21 protein-coding genes and 2 tRNA genes are annotated in these 21398 nt (G+C 75.3%); 9 read left to right on the top strand and 14 right to left on the bottom strand.

Annotated elements, in window-relative coordinates; genetic code table 11:
- Nucleotides 1-60 precede the first annotated feature (60 nt).
- Both orn and ASG41_RS16245 read left to right on the top strand, forming a co-directional pair.
- A complete protein-coding gene (orn, locus tag ASG41_RS16250) occupies nt 61-729 on the top strand; it encodes an oligoribonuclease (RefSeq protein WP_082557070.1) in 669 nt (222 codons plus the stop codon).
- Between the two features lie 43 nt (nt 730-772).
- A tRNA-His gene (locus ASG41_RS16245) sits at nt 773-848 on the top strand.
- 57 nt (nt 849-905) lie between these two features.
- On the opposite strand, the gene ASG41_RS16240 is transcribed toward ASG41_RS16245, so the two are convergent.
- Both ASG41_RS16240 and ASG41_RS16235 read right to left on the bottom strand, forming a co-directional pair.
- Nucleotides 906-1466, bottom strand: a complete 561-nt coding sequence (locus ASG41_RS16240) for a hypothetical protein (RefSeq protein ID WP_056297252.1) — start codon at nt 1464-1466, stop codon at nt 906-908.
- A 251-nt stretch (nt 1467-1717) separates the two neighbouring features.
- Nucleotides 1718-2971, bottom strand: a complete 1254-nt coding sequence (locus tag ASG41_RS16235; RefSeq protein ID WP_056297248.1) for an Ig-like domain-containing protein — start codon at nt 2969-2971, stop codon at nt 1718-1720.
- Nucleotides 2972-3158: 187 nt separating this feature from the next.
- Between ASG41_RS16235 and ASG41_RS16230 the strand changes: the two genes are divergently transcribed.
- Together ASG41_RS16230 and ASG41_RS16225 are read left to right on the top strand one after the other, a co-directional pair.
- Nucleotides 3159-3231, top strand: a tRNA-Lys gene (locus tag ASG41_RS16230).
- Nucleotides 3232-3298: 67 nt separating this feature from the next.
- Nucleotides 3299-3646, top strand: coding sequence for a hypothetical protein (locus tag ASG41_RS16225; RefSeq protein WP_056297245.1), 348 nt, complete (start codon nt 3299-3301; stop codon nt 3644-3646).
- An 18-nt stretch (nt 3647-3664) separates the two neighbouring features.
- Here ASG41_RS16225 and ASG41_RS16220 read toward each other — a convergent pair whose 3' ends face one another.
- Nucleotides 3665-4837 (bottom strand): MFS transporter, encoded by a 1173-nt coding sequence (locus ASG41_RS16220; RefSeq protein ID WP_235564851.1) that lies wholly within the window; start codon nt 4835-4837, stop codon nt 3665-3667.
- A gap of 50 nt (nt 4838-4887) precedes the next feature.
- On the opposite strand from ASG41_RS16220, the gene ASG41_RS16215 reads away from it, so the two are divergent.
- Nucleotides 4888-5436: a gluconokinase gene (locus tag ASG41_RS16215; RefSeq protein ID WP_056297242.1), complete on the top strand. Its 549-nt coding sequence runs from the start codon at nt 4888-4890 to the stop codon at nt 5434-5436.
- Between the two features lie 16 nt (nt 5437-5452).
- Here ASG41_RS16215 and pruA read toward each other — a convergent pair whose 3' ends face one another.
- The gene (gene pruA, locus ASG41_RS16210) at nt 5453-7078 is read right to left on the bottom strand and encodes an L-glutamate gamma-semialdehyde dehydrogenase (RefSeq protein WP_056297240.1); all 1626 of its coding nucleotides are present in this window, start codon (nt 7076-7078) and stop codon (nt 5453-5455) included.
- Between the two features lie 82 nt (nt 7079-7160).
- Complete coding sequence (locus tag ASG41_RS16205; RefSeq protein WP_056297237.1) at nt 7161-8087, bottom strand: proline dehydrogenase family protein; 927 nt, start codon at nt 8085-8087, stop codon at nt 7161-7163.
- 100 nt (nt 8088-8187) lie between these two features.
- Between ASG41_RS16205 and ASG41_RS16200 the strand changes: the two genes are divergently transcribed.
- From ASG41_RS16200 to ASG41_RS16190, 3 genes are read left to right on the top strand one after another with little or no spacing between them, the layout of a single operon-like run.
- Nucleotides 8188-9327, top strand: a complete 1140-nt coding sequence (locus tag ASG41_RS16200; RefSeq protein ID WP_056297234.1) for a CdaR family transcriptional regulator — start codon at nt 8188-8190, stop codon at nt 9325-9327.
- A gap of 29 nt (nt 9328-9356) precedes the next feature.
- Nucleotides 9357-9995, top strand: coding sequence for a biliverdin-producing heme oxygenase (locus ASG41_RS16195; RefSeq protein WP_235564850.1), 639 nt, complete (start codon nt 9357-9359; stop codon nt 9993-9995).
- Nucleotides 9992-12400, top strand: a complete 2409-nt coding sequence (locus tag ASG41_RS16190; RefSeq protein ID WP_056297228.1) for a SpoIIE family protein phosphatase — start codon at nt 9992-9994, stop codon at nt 12398-12400. Before ASG41_RS16195 ends, ASG41_RS16190 begins: the two co-directional genes overlap by 4 nt.
- Nucleotides 12401-12410: 10 nt before the next feature.
- On the opposite strand, the gene ASG41_RS16185 is transcribed toward ASG41_RS16190, so the two are convergent.
- Genes ASG41_RS16185 through ASG41_RS16175 form a run of 3 tightly spaced genes read right to left on the bottom strand, consistent with a single transcriptional unit; the run spans nt 12411 to nt 15342 of the window.
- The gene (locus ASG41_RS16185) at nt 12411-13457 is read right to left on the bottom strand and encodes an FAD-dependent oxidoreductase (RefSeq protein ID WP_056297225.1); all 1047 of its coding nucleotides are present in this window, start codon (nt 13455-13457) and stop codon (nt 12411-12413) included.
- A gap of 41 nt (nt 13458-13498) precedes the next feature.
- Nucleotides 13499-14266: a class I SAM-dependent methyltransferase gene (locus tag ASG41_RS16180; RefSeq protein WP_235564849.1), complete on the bottom strand. Its 768-nt coding sequence runs from the start codon at nt 14264-14266 to the stop codon at nt 13499-13501.
- Nucleotides 14263-15342 carry a methylenetetrahydrofolate reductase C-terminal domain-containing protein gene (locus ASG41_RS16175; RefSeq protein WP_235564848.1) on the bottom strand — a complete coding sequence of 360 codons (1080 nt, stop codon included), beginning with the start codon at nt 15340-15342 and terminating at the stop codon, nt 14263-14265. The genes ASG41_RS16180 and ASG41_RS16175 overlap by 4 nt, the downstream gene beginning before the upstream one ends.
- Nucleotides 15343-15468: 126 nt before the next feature.
- Here ASG41_RS16175 and ASG41_RS16170 point away from each other — a divergent pair, with 126 nt between their 5' ends.
- Nucleotides 15469-16434 carry an ATP-binding protein gene (locus ASG41_RS16170; protein WP_162245572.1) on the top strand — a complete coding sequence of 322 codons (966 nt, stop codon included), beginning with the start codon at nt 15469-15471 and terminating at the stop codon, nt 16432-16434.
- Between the two features lie 4 nt (nt 16435-16438).
- On the opposite strand, the gene idi is transcribed toward ASG41_RS16170, so the two are convergent.
- The 6 genes from idi to paaA all read right to left on the bottom strand — a co-directional run bounded on the left by idi (nt 16439) and on the right by paaA (nt 21076).
- A complete protein-coding gene (idi, locus tag ASG41_RS16165) occupies nt 16439-16975 on the bottom strand; it encodes an isopentenyl-diphosphate Delta-isomerase (protein ID WP_056297219.1) in 537 nt (178 codons plus the stop codon).
- A gap of 79 nt (nt 16976-17054) precedes the next feature.
- Complete coding sequence (gene paaE, locus ASG41_RS16160; RefSeq protein WP_056297216.1) at nt 17055-18143, bottom strand: 1,2-phenylacetyl-CoA epoxidase subunit PaaE; 1089 nt, start codon at nt 18141-18143, stop codon at nt 17055-17057.
- Nucleotides 18143-18691, bottom strand: a complete 549-nt coding sequence (paaD, locus tag ASG41_RS16155) for a 1,2-phenylacetyl-CoA epoxidase subunit PaaD (RefSeq protein WP_235564847.1) — start codon at nt 18689-18691, stop codon at nt 18143-18145. The genes paaE and paaD overlap by 1 nt, the downstream gene beginning before the upstream one ends.
- Nucleotides 18688-19599, bottom strand: coding sequence for a 1,2-phenylacetyl-CoA epoxidase subunit PaaC (gene paaC, locus ASG41_RS16150; protein WP_056297209.1), 912 nt, complete (start codon nt 19597-19599; stop codon nt 18688-18690). The genes paaD and paaC overlap by 4 nt, the downstream gene beginning before the upstream one ends.
- 119 nt (nt 19600-19718) lie before the next feature.
- Nucleotides 19719-20114: a 1,2-phenylacetyl-CoA epoxidase subunit PaaB gene (gene paaB / locus ASG41_RS16145; protein WP_369800045.1), complete on the bottom strand. Its 396-nt coding sequence runs from the start codon at nt 20112-20114 to the stop codon at nt 19719-19721.
- On the bottom strand, nt 20111-21076 hold the full coding sequence (gene paaA / locus ASG41_RS16140; RefSeq protein WP_056297205.1) for a 1,2-phenylacetyl-CoA epoxidase subunit PaaA: 966 nt from the start codon (nt 21074-21076) through the stop codon (nt 20111-20113). The genes paaB and paaA overlap by 4 nt, the downstream gene beginning before the upstream one ends.
- Nucleotides 21077-21398 lie beyond the last annotated feature (322 nt).

Below are 21398 nucleotides of genomic sequence, written 5' to 3'. Positions count from 1 at the left end.
TTGCGGTACCCGCGGGTCGAGTGGGGCGCCGGGGCCGGCTGGTGCGTACTGTCGCCGGTCGTGGCCGACAGCGGTAAGAACAACGGGGCGCACCACCTGGTCTGGATCGACTGCGAGATGACCGGGCTGGACCTCACCACGGACAAGCTCATCGAGATCGCGGTGGTCGTCACCGACTCCGAGCTCAACGTCCTGGACGAGGGCCTGGACGTCATCGTGCACGCAACGGACGACGAGCTCGCCGCGATGGGGGACGTCGTCACCCAGATGCACGCCAAGTCCGGGCTGACCGAGGCCGTGCGGGCCTCGGCGGTGAGCCTGGCCGACGCCGAGCAGCAGGTGCTGGCCTACGTGAAGCGCTTCGTCCCCGACCGCCGGACGGCGCCGCTGTGCGGCAACTCCATCGGCACCGACCGCGGCTTCATCGCCCGGGACATGCCCGAGCTCGACGACCACCTGCACTACCGGATGGTCGACGTCTCCTCGGTCAAGGAGCTGGCCCGCCGCTGGTTCCCGCGGGTCTACTTCAGCCAGCCGCCCAAGGGCCTGGCCCACCGGGCACTGGCCGACATCCTGGAGTCCATCCGGGAACTGGCCTACTACCGGCAGACCCTCTTCGTCGCCGCCCCCGGCCCGACCAGCGAGCAGACCCAGGCCGCGTCGGCCGCCGTCGTCGAGTCCTACGCCGCACTGCTCGCCGGCCAGCAGGCCCCCGCGCCGGGGGCCTGACCGCTCCGGTACTCTCATCGAGGCCCGTTCGCGGGCTGCGATGGTGGGTGTAGCTCAGCTGGTAGAGCGCCAGGTTGTGATCCTGGATGTCGCGGGTTCAAGTCCCGTCACTCACCCCACGCACGAGAGGCCGTGACCCACCGGGTCACGGCCTCTCGTCGTCGGGGCGGGTCAGCTCACTGCAGGACGAAGGTCCCGCAGCGGTTGCTCTCGAACGTCTGCCCCTCGGACACGGTCACGGTGGGGAAGCCGCCGGTGACGATGTCGTTCTCGATGATGTCGCCGCCGTTGCTCCCGGTCACCGTGATCGACCAGTAGCACTGCCCGGAGGTCACGGCCGCCGACGTGCGGTACGTGCCCGCCTGCATGTCCGTCCCGACGGTCCAGGTGCCGTTCCCGACGGAGTTGGCCGCGATCGTCTGCTCGGTCGCGGTCACGGCCGCCTCACGCGTGCTCAGGCCGGCCTCCCGGGTGTCGAGTCCGGCCTCGCGGGCATCGAGCTCGGCGACACGCTGCTCGGCAGCCGCGACCTCGGCTTCGGCCGTGTCCAGCTGCGTCTGCAGGGAGTCCCGACGGTTGGTCATCATGGTCAGGTCGTCGGTGGCCGTCCCGAGCTCACCGCCCAGGGCCGTCACCTCGCTCCGGGCCGCGGCGTACTCGTCCCCACTGGGGCCGATCAGCGAGCCTCCCGCGACGCCGATCGCCAGTCCGGCCGCGAGGGCGACCGCCGGGAGCACGAACCCCCGCCATCGGCTCCGCGGCGGACCTGGGGACCCCACCGGGGTCGAGAGCTGTCCTGGATGCGGTCCTGTCGTGTACACGTGGTCCCCCGTTGCGGCTGTGACGTCGGCGGACGGTATCGACACCCCGTCGTTCCAGAGCGGCTGGGCAGGCCAGCCGTCACCGGATCGTGACCGAGCGGAGACCCGGGACGACGAGAGGCCGTGACCCACCGGGTCACGGCCTCTCGTCGTCGGGGCGGGTCAGCTCACAGCGCGCTGCCGGCCACCCACTGGTCCCACGGGATGGCCCAGTCGTAGATGTCCCCGTCGACCGAGGACAGCGTCGGCCCGGCCGAGTTGACCACCTCGACGACGTCGCCGGGCTGGCTGAAGTCGAAGAACCACTGGGCCCGGTCGGTGGACAGGTTGATGCAGCCGTGCGAGACGTTGCTGGAGCCCTGCTGGCCCACCGACCACGGGGCGGCGTGCACGAACTCACCGTTGTTGGAGATGCGGGTGGCGAACTGCACGTCGGTCCGGTAGCCGCCGGGGGCGTCCACGGCCAGGCCGAAGGTCGAGGAGTCCATGGTGATGTCGGCGCGCTTCTCCAGCACCACGTGCGGGCCGTTGCGGGTCGGGTTCTCCGGGCCCCCGGCGCTCATCGGGTAGGTCTGCACGACCTGGTCGTCGGCGTAGACGGTGAGGGTGTGCGTGCCGGCGTCGGCGACCGAGACGTGCTTGGACCCGACGGCGAAGGAGACGCTGCGGTCCTTCTCCCCCCACACGCCGCCGCCCATGTCGACGCCGTACAGGTCGGCGTCCAGGGTCACCTCGCTGTTCGCCGGCCAGTAGGTGGAGGGCCGGAAGTGCACCTCGGAGTCGTTCATCCAGCTCCAGCGCCCGTCGGTCGGCGTCGAGCTGGTCACCGCGAGGTGGCTCTCGACAGCGGCCCGGTCGGTGACCGGCTGGTCGAAGTAGACCCGGATCGGCATCCCCACACCGACGGTCGTGCCGTCCAGCGGCCCGATCGAGGGGGTGCTCAGGGTGCCGGGGGCCACGGTGGTGAACGTCGTGGTCGCCGAGGTGGCGTCGTCCTCGGCGTTGGTCGCCTCGGCGGTGAGCGTGTACGTCGTGCCGTAGGCCAGCGGGGCGGCCGGCGTCCACACGGAGGTGGCGTCGGCGGCGGCCGGTGCCGGGCTGCTCTCCGGGGCGCCGGAGGTGGCGGCGGCCGGGGCGGCGGCGGGTGCGGCCTCGGCGACCGTGCCCTCGACGACCGTGCCGGCCGCGTCGGTGACGCTGACCTCCCCCAGCGTGCCGTCGGTGACCGACAGCTGCACCGGCGTGGTCGGCGACACGTCCGCGGTGCCGTCGGTCGGCGACAGCGCCAGCTGCGCGGCCGGCGCCACGGTCGTCGGCGTCGGGCTGCCGTCGGCCTGCCCGGACGAGTCGTCACCGCCCTGGCACCCCGCCACCAGCATCAACCCGCCGGCGACCGCGATCGCGGCCACCCTCTGCCTCATCCGCACTGAGTCCCCCTGACCAGCGGGGTCACGGACACCGGGACACTCCCGGCCGGACCCACACGCCTGTCCCCAGTGTCCACGCTCCGGCTGTCAGGTCACTGTCACGAGGTCGACACCGACCCCGTGGCGCGCCCCGTCCCCGCCCCGTGTACTATTCTCGGAGTCGCCGCACGCGGGCGACGCCGCGCCATTAGCTCAATTGGCAGAGCAGCTGACTCTTAATCAGCGGGTTCGGGGTTCAAGTCCCTGATGGCGCACCCACACCAGTCCGGCCCCGCCCTCGGCGGGGCCGTTCTGCGTTCCGGCCCGCCGACAGGAGACGACATGAGCACCGCCGACGAGGGCTTCGCCCGAGCCGAGGAGCACCTGGCCCTGGCCGCCGCCGGGGACGCCGCCGCCGCCGAGCAGGTCCTGGCGCGGGCCACCGACCTCCCGGCGCTGACCTACCTCGGGGCGGCCTTCACCGCGATCTCCCGCAGCGGTGCGCGCGAGCTGTCCCCCGCCCAGCGCGCGCAGGCCACCGGCCGGCACATGCGGATCACCGCGCTGCGCGACGCCGCCCGCCGCGACCCCGTGGCGCTGCGGGCCTGGCTGACGGCGATCGCCGGCGAGGCCGCCTTCGTGCGCGAGATGCAGGCGATCGCCGCACGGCGGGCCGCCGAGACCGCCTGACCCCGACCGCGCCGGGCCTCAGAGCCCGCGGGTGACGCGCAGGGCCACCGGCAGGACCAGCACCAGCAGGCCGGCCAGCACCGCGTAGGCCAGGTCCAGGCCCAGCGCCGCCGCGAGCACGCCGACGGCGAGGGCACCCAGCCCGGTGCCGGCGTCGAAGCTGGCGTTCCACACCGAGCTGGCCGTCGTCGTCCCGGCGTCGCCCGCGCGGGCCATCGCCACCACCAGCGAGGTGTTCTGCACCCCGCCGTAGGACAGCCCCAGCACCGCGGACCCGACCAGCACCAGCGCGTCCACCTGCAGCCCGGTCGCCAGCAGCACCAGCCCGGCCGCGCCCAGCAGCAACGCCGCGGGCAGCAGCACCCGGGTGCCCACCCGGTCGGCCAGCACCCCGCCACCCCAGCGCGACAGCGCCCCGGTGACGCCGAAGGCCAGCAGGCCCAGGGTCGCGACGAGTCCGTCCGGGCGCGCGATGGGCAGGAAGGTGACCAGGCCCGCCCCGGCCAGGGTGACCACCAGCAGCACCAGGGACGGCGGGAGCGCGGCCCGCACCGCGGGCCCGGTCGGTGCCCCCGTCGCCGCCGCCACGGTGTCCGGCACCGCGCGCACCAGCGCCGGCACGGCCAGCACGCCCAGCACCGGCAGGGTGGCCAGCGCGACCAGCCAGCCCAGCTGACCGGACAGCACCAGGGCCACCCCGCCGGGGGTGGCGGCCAGCGTCGGCAGGCCCAGCGCCAGCCCGTAGAGACCCAGCGCCTCGCCCCGGCGCGACAGCGGCACCGCGCGGGCGGCGATGGTCGCGCCCAGCACGGTCAGCACGCCGAACCCGGTGCCGCGCAGCCCGGACACCACGCACAGCCAGGTCAGGCCGTCGTCGAGCAGGTACAGCGGGGACGGCGCACCCAGGGCGAGGAGCCCGGCGGTGAACACCGCGCCCAGCCCGAAGCGGGCCACCAGCCGCGGGACGGCGAGCTGGGTGGCCACGGTGGCGGCGAGGAAGACCGTCGTCACCAGGCCGGCGGCGCCGACGTCGGCACCGCCGCGGACGGCCTGGGAGGGCAGCGCGGACAGCGTGATCGCGTAGCTGGTGAACCCCAGCAGCGAGGCGGCCAGCAGCGCCCGGACGGCGGGCACCCGCCACACCGGGCCCGTCTCCTGCACCGCTCCCCCGTCCATCAGCGCACCGAGCATGACCGGCGGCCGACCCGACGCACCCCGCGGGGGTCCCCTACGGTCAGGGGATGCCCGAGTCGACCGAGCCCCGCAGCACGTCCGTCGTCGTCATGGGGGTGTCGGGCACCGGCAAGTCATCGGTCGGCGAGCGGATCGCGCAGCGGCTGGGGTGGGAGTTCGTCGAGGGCGACGACCTGCACCCCGAGGCGAACGTGGCCAAGATGCGCGCCGGCACCCCGCTGACCGACGAGGACCGCTGGCCGTGGCTGCGCGCGGTCGCCGCGGCGATCGGCGAGCGGGAGGCGGCCGGCCGCGGCCTGGTCGTCACCTGCTCGGCGCTCAAGCACGAGTACCGCGACCTGCTGCGCGAGGGGCACGACTCGGTCTGGTTCGCCCACGTGGACACCAGCGAGTCCGTCCTGGTCGAGCGGCTGCGCAAGCGGACCGGGCACTACATGCCCGGGTCGCTGCTGCGCAGCCAGCTCGACACCCTGGAGCCGCTCACCGACGACGAGCCCGGCCACCGCTACTCCGGGGAGGGCTCGATCGAGGAGACCGTGCAGGTGCTGCTCCGCGAGCTCGCCGAGGAGTGCGGGGTCGTCGTCCCCACGGCCTGAGCGGGCTCCCGGGGGCTCAGCCCATGTGCGGGTAGCGGTGGTCCCGGGCCGGGGCGAAGGTCTCCTTGACCACCCGGGTCGACGTCCAGCGCTGCAGGTTCTGCGCCGCACCGGCCTTGTCGTTGGTGCCCGAGGCGCGGGCGCCGCCGAAGGGCTGCTGGCCGACGACGGCACCGGTGGGCTTGTCGTTGACGTAGAAGTTGCCGGCGGCGTGGCGCAGCACCCGGGAGGCGTGCGCGACGGCGGCCCGGTCCTGGGCGATGACGGCGCCGGTGAGCGCGTAGGGCGCCACCGACTCCATCTGGCGCAGCACGGTGTCCCAGTCGGCGTCGTCGTAGACGTGCACGGCGAGCACCGGGCCGAAGTACTCCGTGCGGAAGACGTCGTGCTCGGGGTCGCTGCCCTCGATGACGGTGGGCCGGACGAAGAACCCCTCGGCGTCGTCGCAGGTGCCCCCGGCAACCACGGACAGCGCGTCGTCCGAGCGGGCCCGGTCCAGCACCGCGGAGAGCCGGTCGTAGGACCGCCGGTCGATGACCGCGCCCATGAAGTTCGAGAAGTCGGTGACGTCGCCCATCGGCAGCGCGTCGACCAGGCCGGCCAGGTCGTCGCGCAGCCGGGTCCACAGCGAGCGCGGGACGTAGGCGCGGGAGGCGGCCGAGCACTTCTGGCCCTGGTACTCGAAGGCGCCACGGACCATCGCGGTGCGCAGCACCTCGAGGTCGGCGGAGGGGTGGGCGACGATGAAGTCCTTGCCGCCGGTCTCCCCGACGATCCGCGGGTAGGTCCGGTAGTCGGCGATGCGCTCGCCCACGGTGCGCCACAGGTGCTGGAAGACCGCCGTCGAGCCGGTGAAGTGGATGCCGGCCAGGTCGCGGTCGGCGAGCACCACGTCGGAGACCGCGACGCCGTCCCCGGGCAGCATGTTGACCACGCCGTCGGGGAGCCCGGCGGCCTCGAGCAGCCGCATCAGCTGGTGGGCGGCGAACTGCTGGGTGGGCGCGGGCTTCCAGACGACGGTGTTGCCCATCAGCGCCGGGGCGGTGGGCAGGTTGCCGGCGATGGCGGTGAAGTTGAACGGGGTGACGGCGTAGACGACGCCCTCCAGCGGGCGGTGGTCGACCCGGTTCCAGACGCCGGGTGAGGACACCGGCTGCTCGGCGTGCACCTGGCGGGCGAAGTGCACGTTGAACCGCCAGAAGTCGGCCAGCTCGCAGGCGCTGTCGATCTCGGCCTGGTGCGCGGTCTTGGACTGCCCGAGCACCGTGGCGGCGTTCAGCGTCTGCCGCCACGGCCCGGCGAGCAGGTCGGCGGCCTTGAGGAACACCGCGGCGCGGTCGTCCTGGGACAGCTCGGCCCAGCCCGGGGCGGCGGCCTTGGCGGCGGCCACCGCGTCCGTGGCGTCGGCGGCGGTGGAGTGCGCCGACGTGCCGAGGACCTGGGCGTGCGCGTGCGGCGCGACGACGTCGAACGCCGCCCCGCCGGCCATCCGCTGGACGCCGCCGATGGTGGCGGTCAGCTCCTGGGGGGCGGCGGCGAGCCGGGCGAGCTCGGCCTGCAGCGCCGCCCGCTCCGGGGAGCCGGGGGCGTACTCCAGCACGGTCTCGTTGCGCGGTGCAGGGACCTGGGTGATGCCGTCCACAGGAGGACTCCTTCGGTCGAGTGGTGGTGCGGCCGCCCGTCAGGGGCCCGCGGCGAGCGTGCGAGTCGTGGGGGGCTCCCCCTCAGGACGTCGTGATCAGGGAGCGCAGGAAGAACTGCAGGTTGGCGGGCCGCTCGGCCAGCCGGCGCACGAAGTAGCCGTACCAGTCGGCGCCGTAGGGCACGTAGGCCCGCACGGTGTGCCCCGCGCGGGCCAGCCGCTGCTGCTCACCGGTGCGGATCCCGTAGAGCAGCTGGAACTCGTGGCCGTCGGGGGCCCGCCCGGTCTCGGCGGCCAGGTCCAGGGCGAGGGCGATCATCGCCGGGTCGTGCGTGCCGGCCATCGGGTACCCGTCGCCCCGGAACAGCGTGGTCAGGCAGCGGCGGTAGGCGGCGTCCACGTCGGCCTTCTCGGTGTGCGCGACGGTGCCGGGCTCGGCGTAGGCGCCCTTGACCAGCCGCACCCGGGAGCCGGCGACGGCGAGGTCACGGGCGTCGTCCTCGGAGCGGAAGAGGGCGGCCTGCAGGACCGCCCCGGTGGCCGGGTGGTCCCGGCGCAGCTCGGCGAGCACCGCCAGCGTGGAGTCGACGGTGCGGTGGTCCTCCATGTCCAAGGTGACCGTGGTGCCCGCGGCGGTGGCCGCCTCCACCACCGGGCGGACCAGCTCCAGGGCCACGTCGTGCCCACCGGGCAGCGCCTGACCGAACGCGGACAGCTTCACCGACACCTCCGCGGCCCGGCCCAGCCCCAACGGGACCAGCCCGTCCAGCAGGGCGAGGTAGGCGTCCCGGGAGCGGGTGGCCTCGGTGCGGTCGGTGACGTCCTCACCGAGGTGGTCCAGGGTGACGGCCACGCCCTGCCCGGACAGCGCCCGGACGGCGTCCAGCGCGTCGGGCAGGGTCTCCCCCGCCACGAACCGGTCCACGACGCGGCGGGTCACCGGCGTGCCGACGACGACCTTGCGCAGGCCGGGACGGCGGGACGCGGCGAGCAGGGCCTGACCGAGCACGGGGACCTCCGGGGCGGCAGCGGGTGTGCCGACGACGCTAGGGAGACCGGGACGCGGCGCACCAGCGACAGGTGTCCGGACTCCTTCGTACGATCGTCTGATGCGGGACGACCTCCAGGACCTCGTGGACGAGGTGTCCCGGTTGCTGGCGGCGCCTGCCACCCTGGAGGACCCCGACTTCACCCTGCTGGCGTTCTGCGCCCAGGGCGAGGACGCCGGCTCCGGCACCGCGCTGGACGCCGTCCGGACGCGGTCGATCCTGACCCGCGGCTCACCGGTGCAGACCCGGCGGTGGTTCACCGACCTGGGCATCGCCGCGGCGACCGCGCCGCTGCGCACCCCGGCCGACCCGGCCGCCGGGATCCTCACCCGGCTGTGCCTGCCGGTCCGGCACCGCGGTCGGCTGCACGGCTGGCTCTGGCTCCTCGACGAGGGCCGCACCGACGTCGCCGACCCCGCCGCCCCCGGCCTCGCCGCCGCCACGGAGCTGGCCGCCCGGGCCGGCGAGCTGCTCGCCGCGACCCGGCCGGGCACCCGGGACCTGGCCGCGGACCTGCGGTCGGTGCTCACCGGCGAGGACGACGGCCCCGCCGTCCGCGGCCTGGGCACCGCGCTGGGCGCCGACACCCCGCTCACCCTGGTGGCCCTGCGCCCGGCCGGGGCCCTGCCGCCGGGCTGGGCCGCGCCGGCGGCCGGCGCGGTGGCGACCGTGCTGGGGCGCTGGGTGGCGGTGCTGCTCCCGCTGCCCAGCACCCGGGACGGCCGGCCCGCGGGCGCGCTGACCGCTGCAGCCCTGCGCGGCCTGCCCGCGGGCAGCACGGCCGGGGTGGCCACCGCGCGCACCGGCTGCGCGTCGCTGACCACCCAGTGGCAGGAGGCCCGGGACGCCGCCCGGGTGGCCGCGGTCGAGCCGCGGCTGGCCCCGGTCGCGTCCTGGGGCGAGCTCGGTGCGTGGCGCCAGGTGGTCCGCCTCGACGGCCCGGACCCCGCACTCGCCCCGCTGCTGGCCGACCCGGTGCTCACCCGCACGGCCGAGGTGTGGCTGGACTGCGCCGCCTCCCCGCAGCGGGCCGCGGCCGAGCTGAACGTCCACCGGCAGACGCTGTACTACCGGCTGGGCCGAGTGGCCGAGCTCACCGGGCTCGACCTGGCCGACGGCGCGGACCGCCTCGCGCTGCACCTCGCGGTCCGCACGCACCGGCTGGCGACACCCGGCCGTGGCCTAGTGTCTGAGAGTTGATGGAGGCACGAGGGACGGGGACGGACGCGGTGACCGAGCGGTCCGACGTCATGCTGCAGCTGCGCACCGCGACGGCGCCCGAGCACCAGCAGGTCGAGGACACCCTGGCCCTGCTGGACCCCGACCTGACCCCCGCCCGGCTGACCGACGTGCTGCGGCGGATGCACGCCTTCTGGACCGCCGTGGAGGCCGGCCTGGACGCGTGGGCCACCGCCGAGCCGGCCGATGCCGGTGCGGTGGACTGGGCCGGTCGCCGGCGGGCCGGGGTCTTCGCCGGCGACCTAGCGACGCTCGGTGCCCGCCCGCTCGACGCCGGCCCGGACCTGCCCGCCCCCGCCGGCACCGACGGGGCGCTGGGCACCCTCTACGTGCTGGAGGGGTCCACCCTGGGCGGGGTGTTCATCGACCGGCACCTGGCGACGCTGCCGGCCCTGGCCGACGTCCGGCTGCGCGCGTTCAGCCCCTACGGCGAGCGGACCGGCGCCATGTGGGCCGGTCTGCGCCGGGCCACCCGGGACCACGTGGCCGGTGGCGGCGATCCGGACGCGGTCGTCGACGGGGCACGCCGTACCTTCCGTGCACTGGCGCAGTGGTGCGCCGGCGTCGAGCAGTCTGCGCCGAGCCAGGGTCCCGTCCCCCCGTCCTCCCCCGGAGGTGCTCCCGCATGACCGGCGTCCAGCCCGTCCAGTGGCTCACCCCCGGCACCCCCGTCGACGTCACCAACTGCGAGCGCGAGCCGATCCACGTCCCGGGCAGCATCCAGCCCCGCGGCGTGCTGATCGCCGTCAGCGAGCCCGACCTCGTCGTCGAGCAGGCCTCGGCCAACCTGGTCGACGTCGTCGGCATCGAGTGGGCCGACGCACTCGGGCGGCCGCTGGCCGACGTGCTGGGCACCGTCCCGGCGCAGGCGGTGGCCCGCTCGGCAGCGGCCTTCGGGGACCTGCGCGAGCGCAACCCGGTCGAGCTGACGCTGGACCGTGACGGCACCCCGGTCCCGGTCGACGCGATCCTGCACCGGGCCGTGCACGGCACGCCCACCGCCGGCCCGGTCGCCCGGCTGCTGCCCGGCGGCGAGGGCGCACCGGTGACCCCGGGGCCCGAGCGGGGCCTGGGCAGCACCCTGGTCGTCGAGCTGGAGCCCGCCTTCGGCCCGCGCCCCTTCAGCTTCCCGAACACCTACCAGGCCGTCCGCGGCACGATCGCCGAGCTCAACCGGGCCAGCGACCTGCAGGCGCTCTACGACATCACCGTGGAGGCCGTCCGCAGCCTCACCGGCTTCGACCGGGTGATGCTCTACCGCTACGACGAGGCCTACAACGGCGAGGTGGTCGCCGAGGCCCAGCACGGCGGCCTGGACACCTTCCTGGGCCTGCACTACCCGGCCTCGGACATCCCGGCGCAGGCCCGGGCGCTGTACGAGAAGAACTGGATCCGGCTGATCTCCGACGTCGGCTACACCCCCGCGGTGCTGCACCCGGTCGACCACCCGGCCACCGGACAGCCGCTGGACCTGACCTACTCGACGCTGCGCAGCGTCTCCCCGCTGCACGTGGAGTACCTGCACAACATGGGCGTGCGGTCCTCCATGTCCATCTCGCTGCTGCGCGAGGAGAAGCTGTGGGGGCTCATCGCCTGCCACCACTACTCCGGCCCGCACGCCCCGCCCTACGCCACCCGCGCCGCCGCGGAGTTCCTGGCCTCGACGCTGTCCCTGCGACTGGTCGACCGGGCCGCCGAGGAGGAGGTCCGCCGCGCGCTGCGGGCCCGGTCCACGCTGGCCTGGCTGACCGCCGCCACCCTGGACGAGGACCGCCCGCTGGCCGAGTCGCTGCTGGGCACCCCCGACCTGCTGGACCTGGTGCCCGCCGACAGCGTCGCCGTCCAGCTCGAGGGGCACACCGCCGTGCGCGGTCTGCCGCTGGACCCCGCCGTCGCAGCCGTGGTCGCGGACTGGGCGGCCGGACGGCGGGCCGACGTCGTCTCCTCGGAGTCGCTGCTGACCGACGCCCCCGAGTTGGGCGTGCCGGTCGAGGTCGCCTGCGGCGTGCTGTGCGTGCCGCTGCCCGAGGGCCAGTCGGTCGTCTGGGTGCGCCACGAGAAGGTCCGCTCGGTCGACTGGGGCGGCGACCCGCACCACAAGGTGCTCGCCGTCCCTGAGGGGGACGACGTCCGGATCAGCCCGCGGAAGTCCTTCGCGCGCTGGCAGGAGACGGTGCACGGCCGGTCCGAGCCGTGGACGCCGGCCGAGGTCGGCGAGGCGACCGAGCTGCGCACCAACCTGCTGGAGGCGCTGTACGCCCGCACCCGGCGGGTCGCCCGCGCCGCCGAGACACTGCAGCGCAGCCTGCTGTCGGAGCCGCCGCAGCCCGACCACCTGCAGATCGCCGTGCGCTACGTGCCCGCCGCGCGGGAGGCCCAGGTCGGCGGTGACTGGTACGACGTCTTCCAGCAGCCCGACGGCGCGACGGTGCTGGTGATCGGCGACGTCGTCGGGCACGACACCGAGGCCGCCGCGGTGATGGGCCAGCTGCGCGGTCTGCTGCGCGGCATCGCCTACGCCAGCGAGGACGGCCCGGCCGCGGTGCTGTCCCGGCTGGACGCGGCCATCGCCGGCCTCAAGGTGGACGCCATCGCCTCCGTGCTGGTCGCCCGGCTGGAGCAGACACCCGACGAGCTGGAGCGGGGCGTGAGCCGGGTGCGCTGGTCGAACGCCGGCCACCTGCCCCCGGTGGCCCTGGCCGTGGACGGCAGCACCCGGCTGCTGGGCGGCGACGTCCGGGCCGACCTGCTGCTGGGGGTCAGCCCCGGCGCACCCCGTCGCGAGCACGAGGCCACGGTCGAGCGCGGCTCGACGGTGCTGCTGTACACCGACGGGCTGGTCGAGCGCCGGGACCAGGTGTTCGACGACGGCATCACCGCACTGCAGGGACTGCTGACCGGGATGGCCGAGACGCCGGTGCCCGAGCTGGCCGACACCCTGCTGGCCCGACTGCTGCCCGAGCGCGCCGAGGACGACGTCGCCCTGGTCGCCGTCCGGCTGCACGAGCAGGTCCGGCCCCGCCCCGACCGCTGAGCCAGTCCGGTCAGCCGGCCGCCAGCGTCGCCAGGAGCTCGCGGACGGCGGAGCGGCCGGCCCGGTTGGCGCCGATCGTGCTGGCCGAGGGTCCGTAGCCGACCAGGTGCAGCCGGGGCTCCGCCACCACCCGGGTCCCCTCGACGGCGATCCCGCCCCCGGGGGCCCGCAGGTGCAGGGGTGCCAGGTGGTCCAGTGCCGCCCGGAAGCCGGTGGCCCACAGCACGACGTCCGCGTCCAGGGTGCGGGCCGGCGTCCCCGCGACGGCGTCCCAGGCCACGCCGGTCGGGGTCATCCGGTCGAACACCGGCAGCGGCTCGAGCAGCCCCCGCGCCCGGGCCGCCTCGACCTCCGCGGTGACCGGCAGCCCGGTGACGCTGACGACGCTCCCGGGCGGCAGCCCGGCCCGGACCCGCTCCTCCACCAGCGCCACCGCGGCGCGGCCGGCGTCGGGGGTGAAGTCGTCGGTGCGCCAGACCGGTGGCCTGCGGGTGACCCAGCTCGTCGTCGTCACCTCGGCGACCTCGAGCAGCAGCTGCAGCGCGGAGATCCCCCCTCCGACGACCAGCACGTGCCGCCCGGCGAACGCAGCGGCGTCCCGGAAGTCCGCGGCGTGCAGCTGCTGGCCGGTGAAGTCGGCCCGCCCGGGGTAGGCCGGCCAGAACGGCCGGGTCCAGGTGCCGGTGGCGTTGACCAGCCCGCGCGCGGTCCAGTCCCCGGCACCGGTGGCCAAGGCGAAGCCGTCGTCGGTGCGGGTGACCCGGCGGACGACGACCGGCCGGCGCACCGGCAGCGCGAACTCCCGCTCGTAGGCGCCGAAGTAGCGGGCCATGGCGACCGAGGCCCGCTCGTCCGGGCCGCCCGTCAACGGCATCCCCGGGAGGTCGACGATGCCGTTGGCCCGCTCCAGCCGCAGCGAGGCCCAGCGGTGCTGCCAGGCACCGCCGGGTCCCTCGTCGGCGTCCAGGACGACGAAGTCGGTCCCCGCCCGGTGCAGCGCGTACGCCGCGGACAGCCCGGCCTGTCCGGCCCCCACGACGACCACCTCTGCGTGCACGTGCGGTCAACCCGCGCCCTCTCCCGGGCATGCCCGGCAGGTCAGACGGCGGTGGCCACCAGGAGCGTGGGCCGCAGCGCGCCGGCACCGATGAGGGTGCCCATCGCGCCGGCCTGGGCCTTCGAGCGGGCGAAGCGGGGGTCGTCACCGTGGCGCCGTTCGACCTCGGCGTCGACGGCGTCGGCGGCCTCGTCCCAGCCGGGCGGGTTGTCGTGCAGGTCGGCGGCACCCTGCTCCTCGACCCGGAAGCCCGCCTCGGACAGCAACCGGCCCAGCTGCTCCTCCGTGGGGAACTCGTTCCCCTCCGGCGCGGGCGCCGGCAGGTCGTCGACCACCTGGACGAAGACCAGCAGGCCCAGCCGCCCGCCGGGCTGCAGCACGCGGCGCAGCTCGGCCAGCGCCCCGGCCTTGTCCGCCGTGGTGCACAGCACCCCCAGGCTCCACGCGGCCCGGGTGACGCCGTCCCGCAACGGGAGGGCCTGGCCCAGGGCGACCGCGGAGGCCAGCCCGCCCAGGTGCCGGGAGGCGTGCACGGCCGGCAGCATCGGCTCCAGGCACACCGGGACCACCTGCAGCTCGCCGGCCGCCCAGGCCGCGGGTCCCCCGACCCCGGCGCCGGCGTCGACCAGCAGCTCCCCCGCCCCGAGCCCCATCCGGTCGGCCAGCCACCGCAGTGCTCCCACGCTGCCCGACCCCCGGCACCCGGCCGGGACGGCGTGCCCGGGGCCCAGGGCGCGGGCGGCCTCCTCCGTCCACGCCGCGGCGACGCCGAACTCGTCGTCCATCGCGTCGCTGTCCAACCGGCTCATGCGGTGTCCTCCCCCGGGTGTCGCACGGTGTCGTGCACGGTGTCCTCCTTGATCCGGCGGGCGACCTCGGCCTTGACCCGGGCCCCCTCCAGCACGCCGCGGTCGCTGCCCAGCCCCGACAGGTCCACCCCGACGACCCCCTCGACGGCCAGCGCCGTCCGTGCGGCCTCGACGGCCGCGGCGATGCCGGCCTCCACCGGGTCCGAGGCACCGAGCACGGCGCGGACCACGGCGTCGTCCAGGTGCAGCCCGGGGAAGGCCTGCAGCACGCGTGCGGACCGCTCGTCGGTGAACACGGCGACGCCGGCGATGAAGGGCAGCCGCACCCCGACGGCACGGGCGGCGGCCACGAAGGCACGCAGCCGGGCCGGGCTGTGCACGTGGTTGAGCACGCAGAGCGCCGCCCCGGCCCGCTGCTTGGTGAGCAGCCGCCCGGGGCGGGCGTCCACCGGGGGTGCGTCCGGGGACTCGGGGACCGCGGCGGACAGACCGGCCCGGGCGGCCATCGCGGTGAGGCGTGGCCCGTCGACGTCGAACACCTGGGTGATGCCGGGCCGGACGCCGGGTCCGCGGGCGTCCCCGGTCACGCAGAGCACACCGTCGACCCCGACCAGGGCCAGGCCGGCCAGCTCCTGCTCCAGCACCAGCCGGTTGCGGTCCCGGCAGGCCAGCGTCGTCCAGGGCCGACCGCCGGCGGCCAGCACCTCACCCGCCAGCTGGGTGGGTGGCAGGTCGGGCCGGTTCTGGTGCTCGCCCACCAGGACGGCGTCGCTGTCGGGGGCCAGCACGGACACCACGGCGCGGACCGACGCCGGGTCGAAGGGCGTCACCGTCAGGTCGGTCAGCACCACCGGGCGGCGGGCCGCCAGCTCCAGCAGTCCCCCGGGACGCGGCGGTGGCACGTCCACCGGGTGCGGCCACGGCGGGGCCGGGTCGTCCAGGAAGACGCACCGGTGGTCGGCGACCTCGCACCTGCCCGCGTCCGTGGGCCCGCCACAGGGGCCGAAGACCATCCGCTTGGGGCACCCGGGCCGCACCGGGAGCTCCGGGGCCGGGGACCCGGCCGTCGTCGTCACCCCTGCACGCTGCCCCGATCCGCCGTCGGGCAACCCCGTCGAGGGGCTGTGGGGAATGAGTGCCGGTGAACACGGTTACCAGCCCTCGGGCCGGGCACTCCAGCGCTCATGCCCCCCGTGCCCGCCGTGCCCGCACCCCTGGGTGGGCCGTCGGTCGGGTACCGGCACGTCGCGCACGTCACCAGCGCCGACGCCAGCGCCGTGGCGCAGGTCCTGCCCGTCCTGGCTGCCGGCCTCGAGCGGGGTGACCCCCTGGTGCTGGCCTGCTCCGACGAGCTGGCCCAGCTGCTGCGGGCCGGCCTGCCGGCCGATGCCCCGGTGGCGGTGGTGAGCGACGAGGTGCTCGACGGGCGCACCCCGACGGCCCTGGCGGGCTACACCGCGCTGCTCGACCAGCACGCCCCCGCCTCCGGACACCGCCTGCAGCTGGTCACCGACAGCACCCGGCACTGCGCCGGCATGACCGCGTGGCTGCAGACCGAGGCGCTGCTCAACCACGTGCTGGCCGACCGCGCACTGGACCACCTGTGCGTGGTCGACGAGGGGTCGCTGGGCGACGACGCGGCCCTCGCCCGGGCCACGCACCGCCTGCTGCTGCGCGACAACCGCGTGGTCGACAACCCGGCCTGGCGGGAGCCCGCCGAGATCCTGCGCGAGCTGGGCGACGCCGGTGCCGACCCGGCCGAGGAGACCAGCCCGACCCTGGTGTTCCAGGACGTCACCGACATGCGTGCACTCCGCCGGGGCCTGAACCAGGCGCTGCGCGGCGGGCCGCTGCCCGCCGACGACACCGAGGACCTGGTGCTTGCCATCGACGAGGTCACCGCGAACGCCGGGGAGCACGGCGTGCCGCCCGTCGACGTCCGCCTGTGGGTCGGCCCCGAGCAGGTGCTGTGCACCGTCAGCGACCGGGGCCCGGGCTTCGAGGAGCCGCTGGCCGGGTACGGGCCGGCGCACGGCACCGACCTGTCGGTGGGCGGCATGGGCCTGTGGCTGGCCCGCCGGGCGGTGGACCGGATGACCACCGGTCCCCGGTCCGACGACGGCGGTGGCTGCGTCGTCCGGCTGTCGATCGACCCACGGACGCGCTGAGCGCTCAGCTCCCGGCCGGGACCAGCCCGGCCTCCTCGATCAGCCGGGCCTGCTCCCGGCACCACGGGGACCAGGCGTCGCCCTCGGCCTCCTGCCGCGCGCGGAACGCCGGCCAGTCGAGCACCTCCCACTCCCCCGCCTCCGCGGGGTCGGGCCGGGGCTCGCCGACGAAGCGACCCACGTAGACCGGGCAGATCTCGTTCTCCACGACCCCGTCGAACTCGGCGCGGTACCGGTAGCCCGGCAGCGCCGGGGCCAGGTCGGTGACGCCCAGGCCCAGCTCGTCGGACGCTCGCCGGGCGATCGCAGCGGCGTCGTCCTCCCCGGGGCCGGGGTGGCCGCACACGGTGTTGGTCCACATGCCGGGGAAGGTCTGCTTCACCTGCGCGCGGCGGGTGACCAGCAGCCGGCCGGCGTCGTCGAAGAGGTAGGCGGAGAACGCCCGGTGCAGCGGGGTGTCGCCGTGGTGCACGAGCCGCTTGGGCATCGTCCCGACCTGCCGGCCGTCGTCGTCCACCAGCACGATGAGTTCTTCGGCCACGGCGCCATCGTCCCACGGTGCCCCGAGCGCCCGGCCGCGTCTCGGGCCCGCGACGGGGGCGCCGGGGACGTGGGCCGCCTCAGGCGTCGAAGTCGACGGTGACCTCGTCGGAGAGCGGCACGGTCTGGCAGGTCAGCACGTAGCCCTTGGCCACCTCGTCGGGGTCCAGCGCGTAGTTGCGGCGCATCTCGACCTCCCCGGCGGTGACCTTGGCCCGGCAGGTGCCGCAGACACCGCCCTTGCAGGCGAAGGGCAGGTCGGAGCGGACCCGCTGGGCGCTGTCGAGCACCGGTACGCCCTGCTCCAGGGCCAGCGTCGTCGACCGGCCGTCGAGCACGATGGTGACCTGGCTGGTGGGGCCGTCGACGACCTGGTCCTCGCCGCGGACCGGCGCCGGGGGCTCCCCGCCCTCGCCGTCGTCGACGAAGAACAGCTCCTGGTGCACCCGCTCACGGGGCACCCCGAGCTCCTCGAGCAGCTCCTGGGCATCGGTGACCATGCCGTGCGGGCCGCACAGCCACCAGTGCTCCACGTCCGGGACGTCGACGAGTGCGCCGACCAGGGTGCGCAGCCGGTCGCCGTCGAGCCGGCCGCTGGTGACCTCGGCGTCGCGGGGTTCCCGGGAGAGCACGTGCACCAGCTGCAGGCGTGCACCGAAGCGGTCCTTCAGGTCGGCGAGCTCGTCGGCGAACATGACGGTGTTCGTCCGGCGGTTGCCGTAGAAGACGGTCACCGTGGACTCGCCGTCCCGCAGGACCGTGCCGGCCAGGCTGAGCACCGGGGTGACCCCGGACCCGGCGACGACGAACACGTGGTCGGCCGGGGTGGACAGGTCGGCGGTGAAGGTGCCCGAGGGCGGCAGCACGTCGATGGTCTGCCCGGCCCGGACCTCGTTGACCAGCCAGGCGGAGAAGTAGCCACCGGGCACCTCGCGGACCCCGACCCGGGGGGCCGCGCCCATCGGGGCGCAGATCGAGTACGACCGGCGCTCGTCCCGGTCGCCGTCGACCCGGCGCAGGGTGAGCGCCTGGCCGGGGGCGAAGGCGTAGTCCTCGGCCAGCTCGGCCGGCACGTCGAAGGTGACCGCGACCGAGTCGTCGGTGAGCTGCTCGACCCTCGCGACGGTGAGCGGGTGGAACTGCGGGCGGCGGCGGGTGGGCGCGCTCATCAGATCTCCTTGACGTGCTCGAAGGGCTCGCGGCAGCTGCGGCAGCGGCGCAGCGCCTTGCAGGCGGTGCCGCTGAACTCGCTGAGCTCCTCGGTGTCGGGCGACCCGCAGAGCGGGCAGACCGCGGTGCGGCGGGTGGGGCCCAGGTCCAGTGGCACGGGGCCGGCGGCGCGCACCGGGGCGTCCCCGGGCGGGGCGATGCCGCCCTCGGTGAGCTTGCGGCGCCCGTCCTGGCTGATCCAGTCGGTGGACCACGGCGGGGACAGCACGGTGCGCACGTCGACGTCGGCGAACCCGGCCCGGTGCAGGGCGTGCACCAGGTCCGCGCGCATGACGCCCATGGCGGGGCAGCCGGAGTAGGTCGGGGTGATGGTGACGACGACGGTCCCGTCGTCGGCGGTGCGCACGTCCCGCAGCACGCCGAGGTCGGCCAGGGTCAGCATGGGCAGCTCGGGGTCGGTGACGGTCTCGGCGACCGCCCGGGGGTCCCGGGTGAGGGTCGCGCCCACCACGTCGCCCACCACGTCGCCCACCACGTCGCCGCTCACCACGTCGCCGCCGGGTGCTCGCGGGCCAGGCCCTGCAGGGTGGCCAGCAGGGGGCCCATCTCGTCGGTGTGCTCCCCGGCGCGGCCGGGGCTGGGCCGGTCGGCGGGCCACTCCGGGACGGTGAGGGTGGCGCGCTCGAGGACCATCGTCAGCACGTCGCGGACCTCCTCGCGCACGTCGGCGGGGTCGACGGCGACACCGGTGGCGACCAGCCGGGTCTCGACGTCGGTGGCGGTGGACAGGTCCGCCAGCAGCGGCCAGACGGCGTCGACCCCGGCCTGCGCGCGGCGGTGCGACTGCTCGGTGCCGTCGCCCAGCCGCAGCACCCAGCGGGCGGCGTGGTCGCGGTGGTAGGTCAGCTCGGGCACGCCCTTGGCCGCGATCGCGGACAGCACCGGGTCCCGGGACTCCCGCAGCCGCACGAAGAGGGCCAGCCGGTGGGCGCTGGCGACCAGCAGTCGGACGAGGGTCTGGGCGTAGTCGCCGCCGTCGACCTCGACGAGGTGGTGGTTGCGGAACTCGTCGGCGTCCCGGAAGTAGGCCAGCGCGTCCTCGTCGGGGATCGAGTCGGTGGCCGTCTGCCGGCTGCGGCCCAGCACCCCGGCGGCACCGGCGCGGGCCAGCAGCAGCCGTGCCTGCCCGAGCAGGTCCAGGCCGCAGTTGGCGATCGCGACCTCCTCCTCGAGCTCGGGCGCCCGGGTGGTCCACTCGGTCAACCGCTGGCACAGCACCAGCGCGTCGTCCCCGAGCATGAGGCTGTACGCCCCCAGGTCGGCTGCGTCCACCCCCTCGGGGATGGTCGTGTCGACCCCGGCCAACGGGTCGTCGAACCCGGTCCCGAACGCCCACTGCCCCTCGCCCCCGTGAGCGTGGTCCAACGCGTCGTAGACGGTCTCTTCGTGCGCCATCGCAGCCGCACCTCTCTGTGTCGGGACGGGCCCACCGCGGGCGACGTGCTGGAACGGCCCCCTCCCAGGGGCCCCGGTCGTCCGAGGAACGAGGACGTCCGGGGGTGCGAGGGGGTCCTTCAGATGTGCGGGACGTCGTCCGGGATCTCGTAGAACGTGGGGTGCCGGTAGACCTTGTCCCCGGCGGGGGCGAACATCGGGTCCTTCTCGTCCGGACTGGACGCGGTGATGTCGTTGGCCTGCACGACCCAGATGCTCACGCCCTCGTTGCGGCGGGTGAACACGTCGCGCGCGGCGTGCACGGCCATCTCGTCGTCGGGGGCGTGCAGCGAGCCGACGTGCACGTGGTTGAGCCCGCGCTTGCCGCGGACGAACACCTCGTACAGCGGCCAGTCCCGGCGGGCGGTGGCCGCGGAGGGCTCCGCGCCGCTGGGCACCTCCGGCCCGGTGGGGACGGCGCCGTGGCCTCCCTCGGCCGTGGTCTCCCCGGCCGAGGGGGTGACCGGGCCGGTCACGACGCGTGCTTCGCGGCGTACGCGGTCGCCGCCTCGGTGACCCAGGCGTTGTCGTCGCGGGCGGCGCGGCGGCGGCTGACCCGCTCGGCGTTGCAGGGGCCGTTGCCGGAGATGACCTGCTTGAACTCGGCCCAGTCGATCTGGCCGAACCGGTGGCGCCCGGTCTCGGGGTCCAGCGCGAGCTCGGGGTCGGGCAGCGTGACGCCGAGCGCGGCGGCCTGCGGGACCGACATGTCGACGTAGCGCTGGCGCAGCTCGTCGTTGCTGTGCCGCTTGACGCCCCAGGCCATGGACTGCGCCGAGTTCGGGCTGTCGTCGTCCGGCGGGCCGAACATCATCAGGGAGGGCCACCACCAGCGGTCCACGGCGTCCTGCACCATGGCGCGCTGCTCGGGGGTGCCGCGCATCATCGTCATCAGCAGCTCGTAGCCCTGCCGCTGGTGGAAGGACTCCTCCTTGCAGACCCGGATCATGGCGCGGGCGTAGGGCCCGTAGGAACTGCGGCACAGCGGGACCTGGTTGCAGATCGCGGCGCCGTCCACGAGCCAGCCGATGACGCCGCAGTCGGCGTAGGTCAGCGTCGGGTAGTTGAAGATCGAGGAGTACTTCTGCCGGCCCTCGATGAGCTTGTCGGTGAGGTCGGCCCGGTCGGCGCCGAGGGTCTCGGCCGCGGAGTACAGGTACATGCCGTGGCCGGCCTCGTCCTGGACCTTGGCCAGCAGGACGGCCTTGCGGCGCAGCGAGGGGGCGGCCAGCAGCCAGTCGCCCTCGGGCTGCATCCCGATGATCTCCGAGTGCGCGTGCTGGGCGATCTGCCGCACCAGGCCCTTGCGGTAGGCCTCGGGCATCCAGTCACGCGGCTCGACCCGGCGGTCGGCGGCGATGGTGGCATCGAAGTGCGCCTGGAGCGCGGCCTCGTCGGGCGCGGCGGCGTCGGGGCGGTCGAGGGTCGGTGCAGACATCGGGATGAGCCTCCTGCGGTCAATTACTGACCAAGCGGTCGGTAATGAGTGTGCCGCAGTGACGGGAACCGCACAACCCCGACGCGCCACCCACCCGAACGGCCCACACCCGGCCACACCCGGCTGCACCCGGCTGCACCCGGCCGCACCCGACCGCACCCAGCCGCACCCGGCCGCTCGGTGCGCGCCCACGCCGCCATCCCGGCAGGCCGCCCGGCCTGGGCGCGCACCTGGCACCCCGGTGCGCGTCGACGCCGCCACGGGGACGCAGACCCCGGCCCGGGCGCGCAGGCGGACCACGACTGCGCGGCACCCACACCCA

This window comes from Modestobacter sp. Leaf380, from assembly GCF_001424485.1.
Classification (GTDB): Bacteria; Actinomycetota; Actinomycetes; order Mycobacteriales; family Geodermatophilaceae; genus Klenkia.
The sequence above is the reverse complement of the archived record's forward strand: the minus strand, read 5'-3'. Positions and strand labels throughout refer to the sequence as shown.

Bases quoted from the DNA above. Each gene is read 5' to 3' on its own strand.
- ASG41_RS16235 (WP_056297248.1), bottom strand. From the start codon at position 2,971: ATGAGGCAGAGGGTGGCCGCGATCGCGGTCGCCGGCGGGTTGATGCTG.
- ASG41_RS16190 (WP_056297228.1), top strand. From the start codon at position 9,992: ATGACCGGCGTCCAGCCCGTCCAGTGGCTCACCCCCGGCACCCCCGTC.
- paaA (WP_056297205.1), bottom strand. From the start codon at position 21,076: ATGTCTGCACCGACCCTCGACCGCCCCGACGCCGCCGCGCCCGACGAG.
- paaE (WP_056297216.1), bottom strand. From the start codon at position 18,143: ATGAGCGCGCCCACCCGCCGCCGCCCGCAGTTCCACCCGCTCACCGTC.
- paaC (WP_056297209.1), bottom strand. From the start codon at position 19,599: ATGGCGCACGAAGAGACCGTCTACGACGCGTTGGACCACGCTCACGGG.
- ASG41_RS16220 (WP_235564851.1), bottom strand. From the start codon at position 4,837: ATGCTCGGTGCGCTGATGGACGGGGGAGCGGTGCAGGAGACGGGCCCG.
- ASG41_RS16180 (WP_235564849.1), bottom strand. From the start codon at position 14,266: ATGAGCCGGTTGGACAGCGACGCGATGGACGACGAGTTCGGCGTCGCC.
- ASG41_RS16200 (WP_056297234.1), top strand. From the start codon at position 8,188: ATGCGGGACGACCTCCAGGACCTCGTGGACGAGGTGTCCCGGTTGCTG.
- ASG41_RS16225 (WP_056297245.1), top strand. From the start codon at position 3,299: ATGAGCACCGCCGACGAGGGCTTCGCCCGAGCCGAGGAGCACCTGGCC.
- ASG41_RS16215 (WP_056297242.1), top strand. From the start codon at position 4,888: ATGCCCGAGTCGACCGAGCCCCGCAGCACGTCCGTCGTCGTCATGGGG.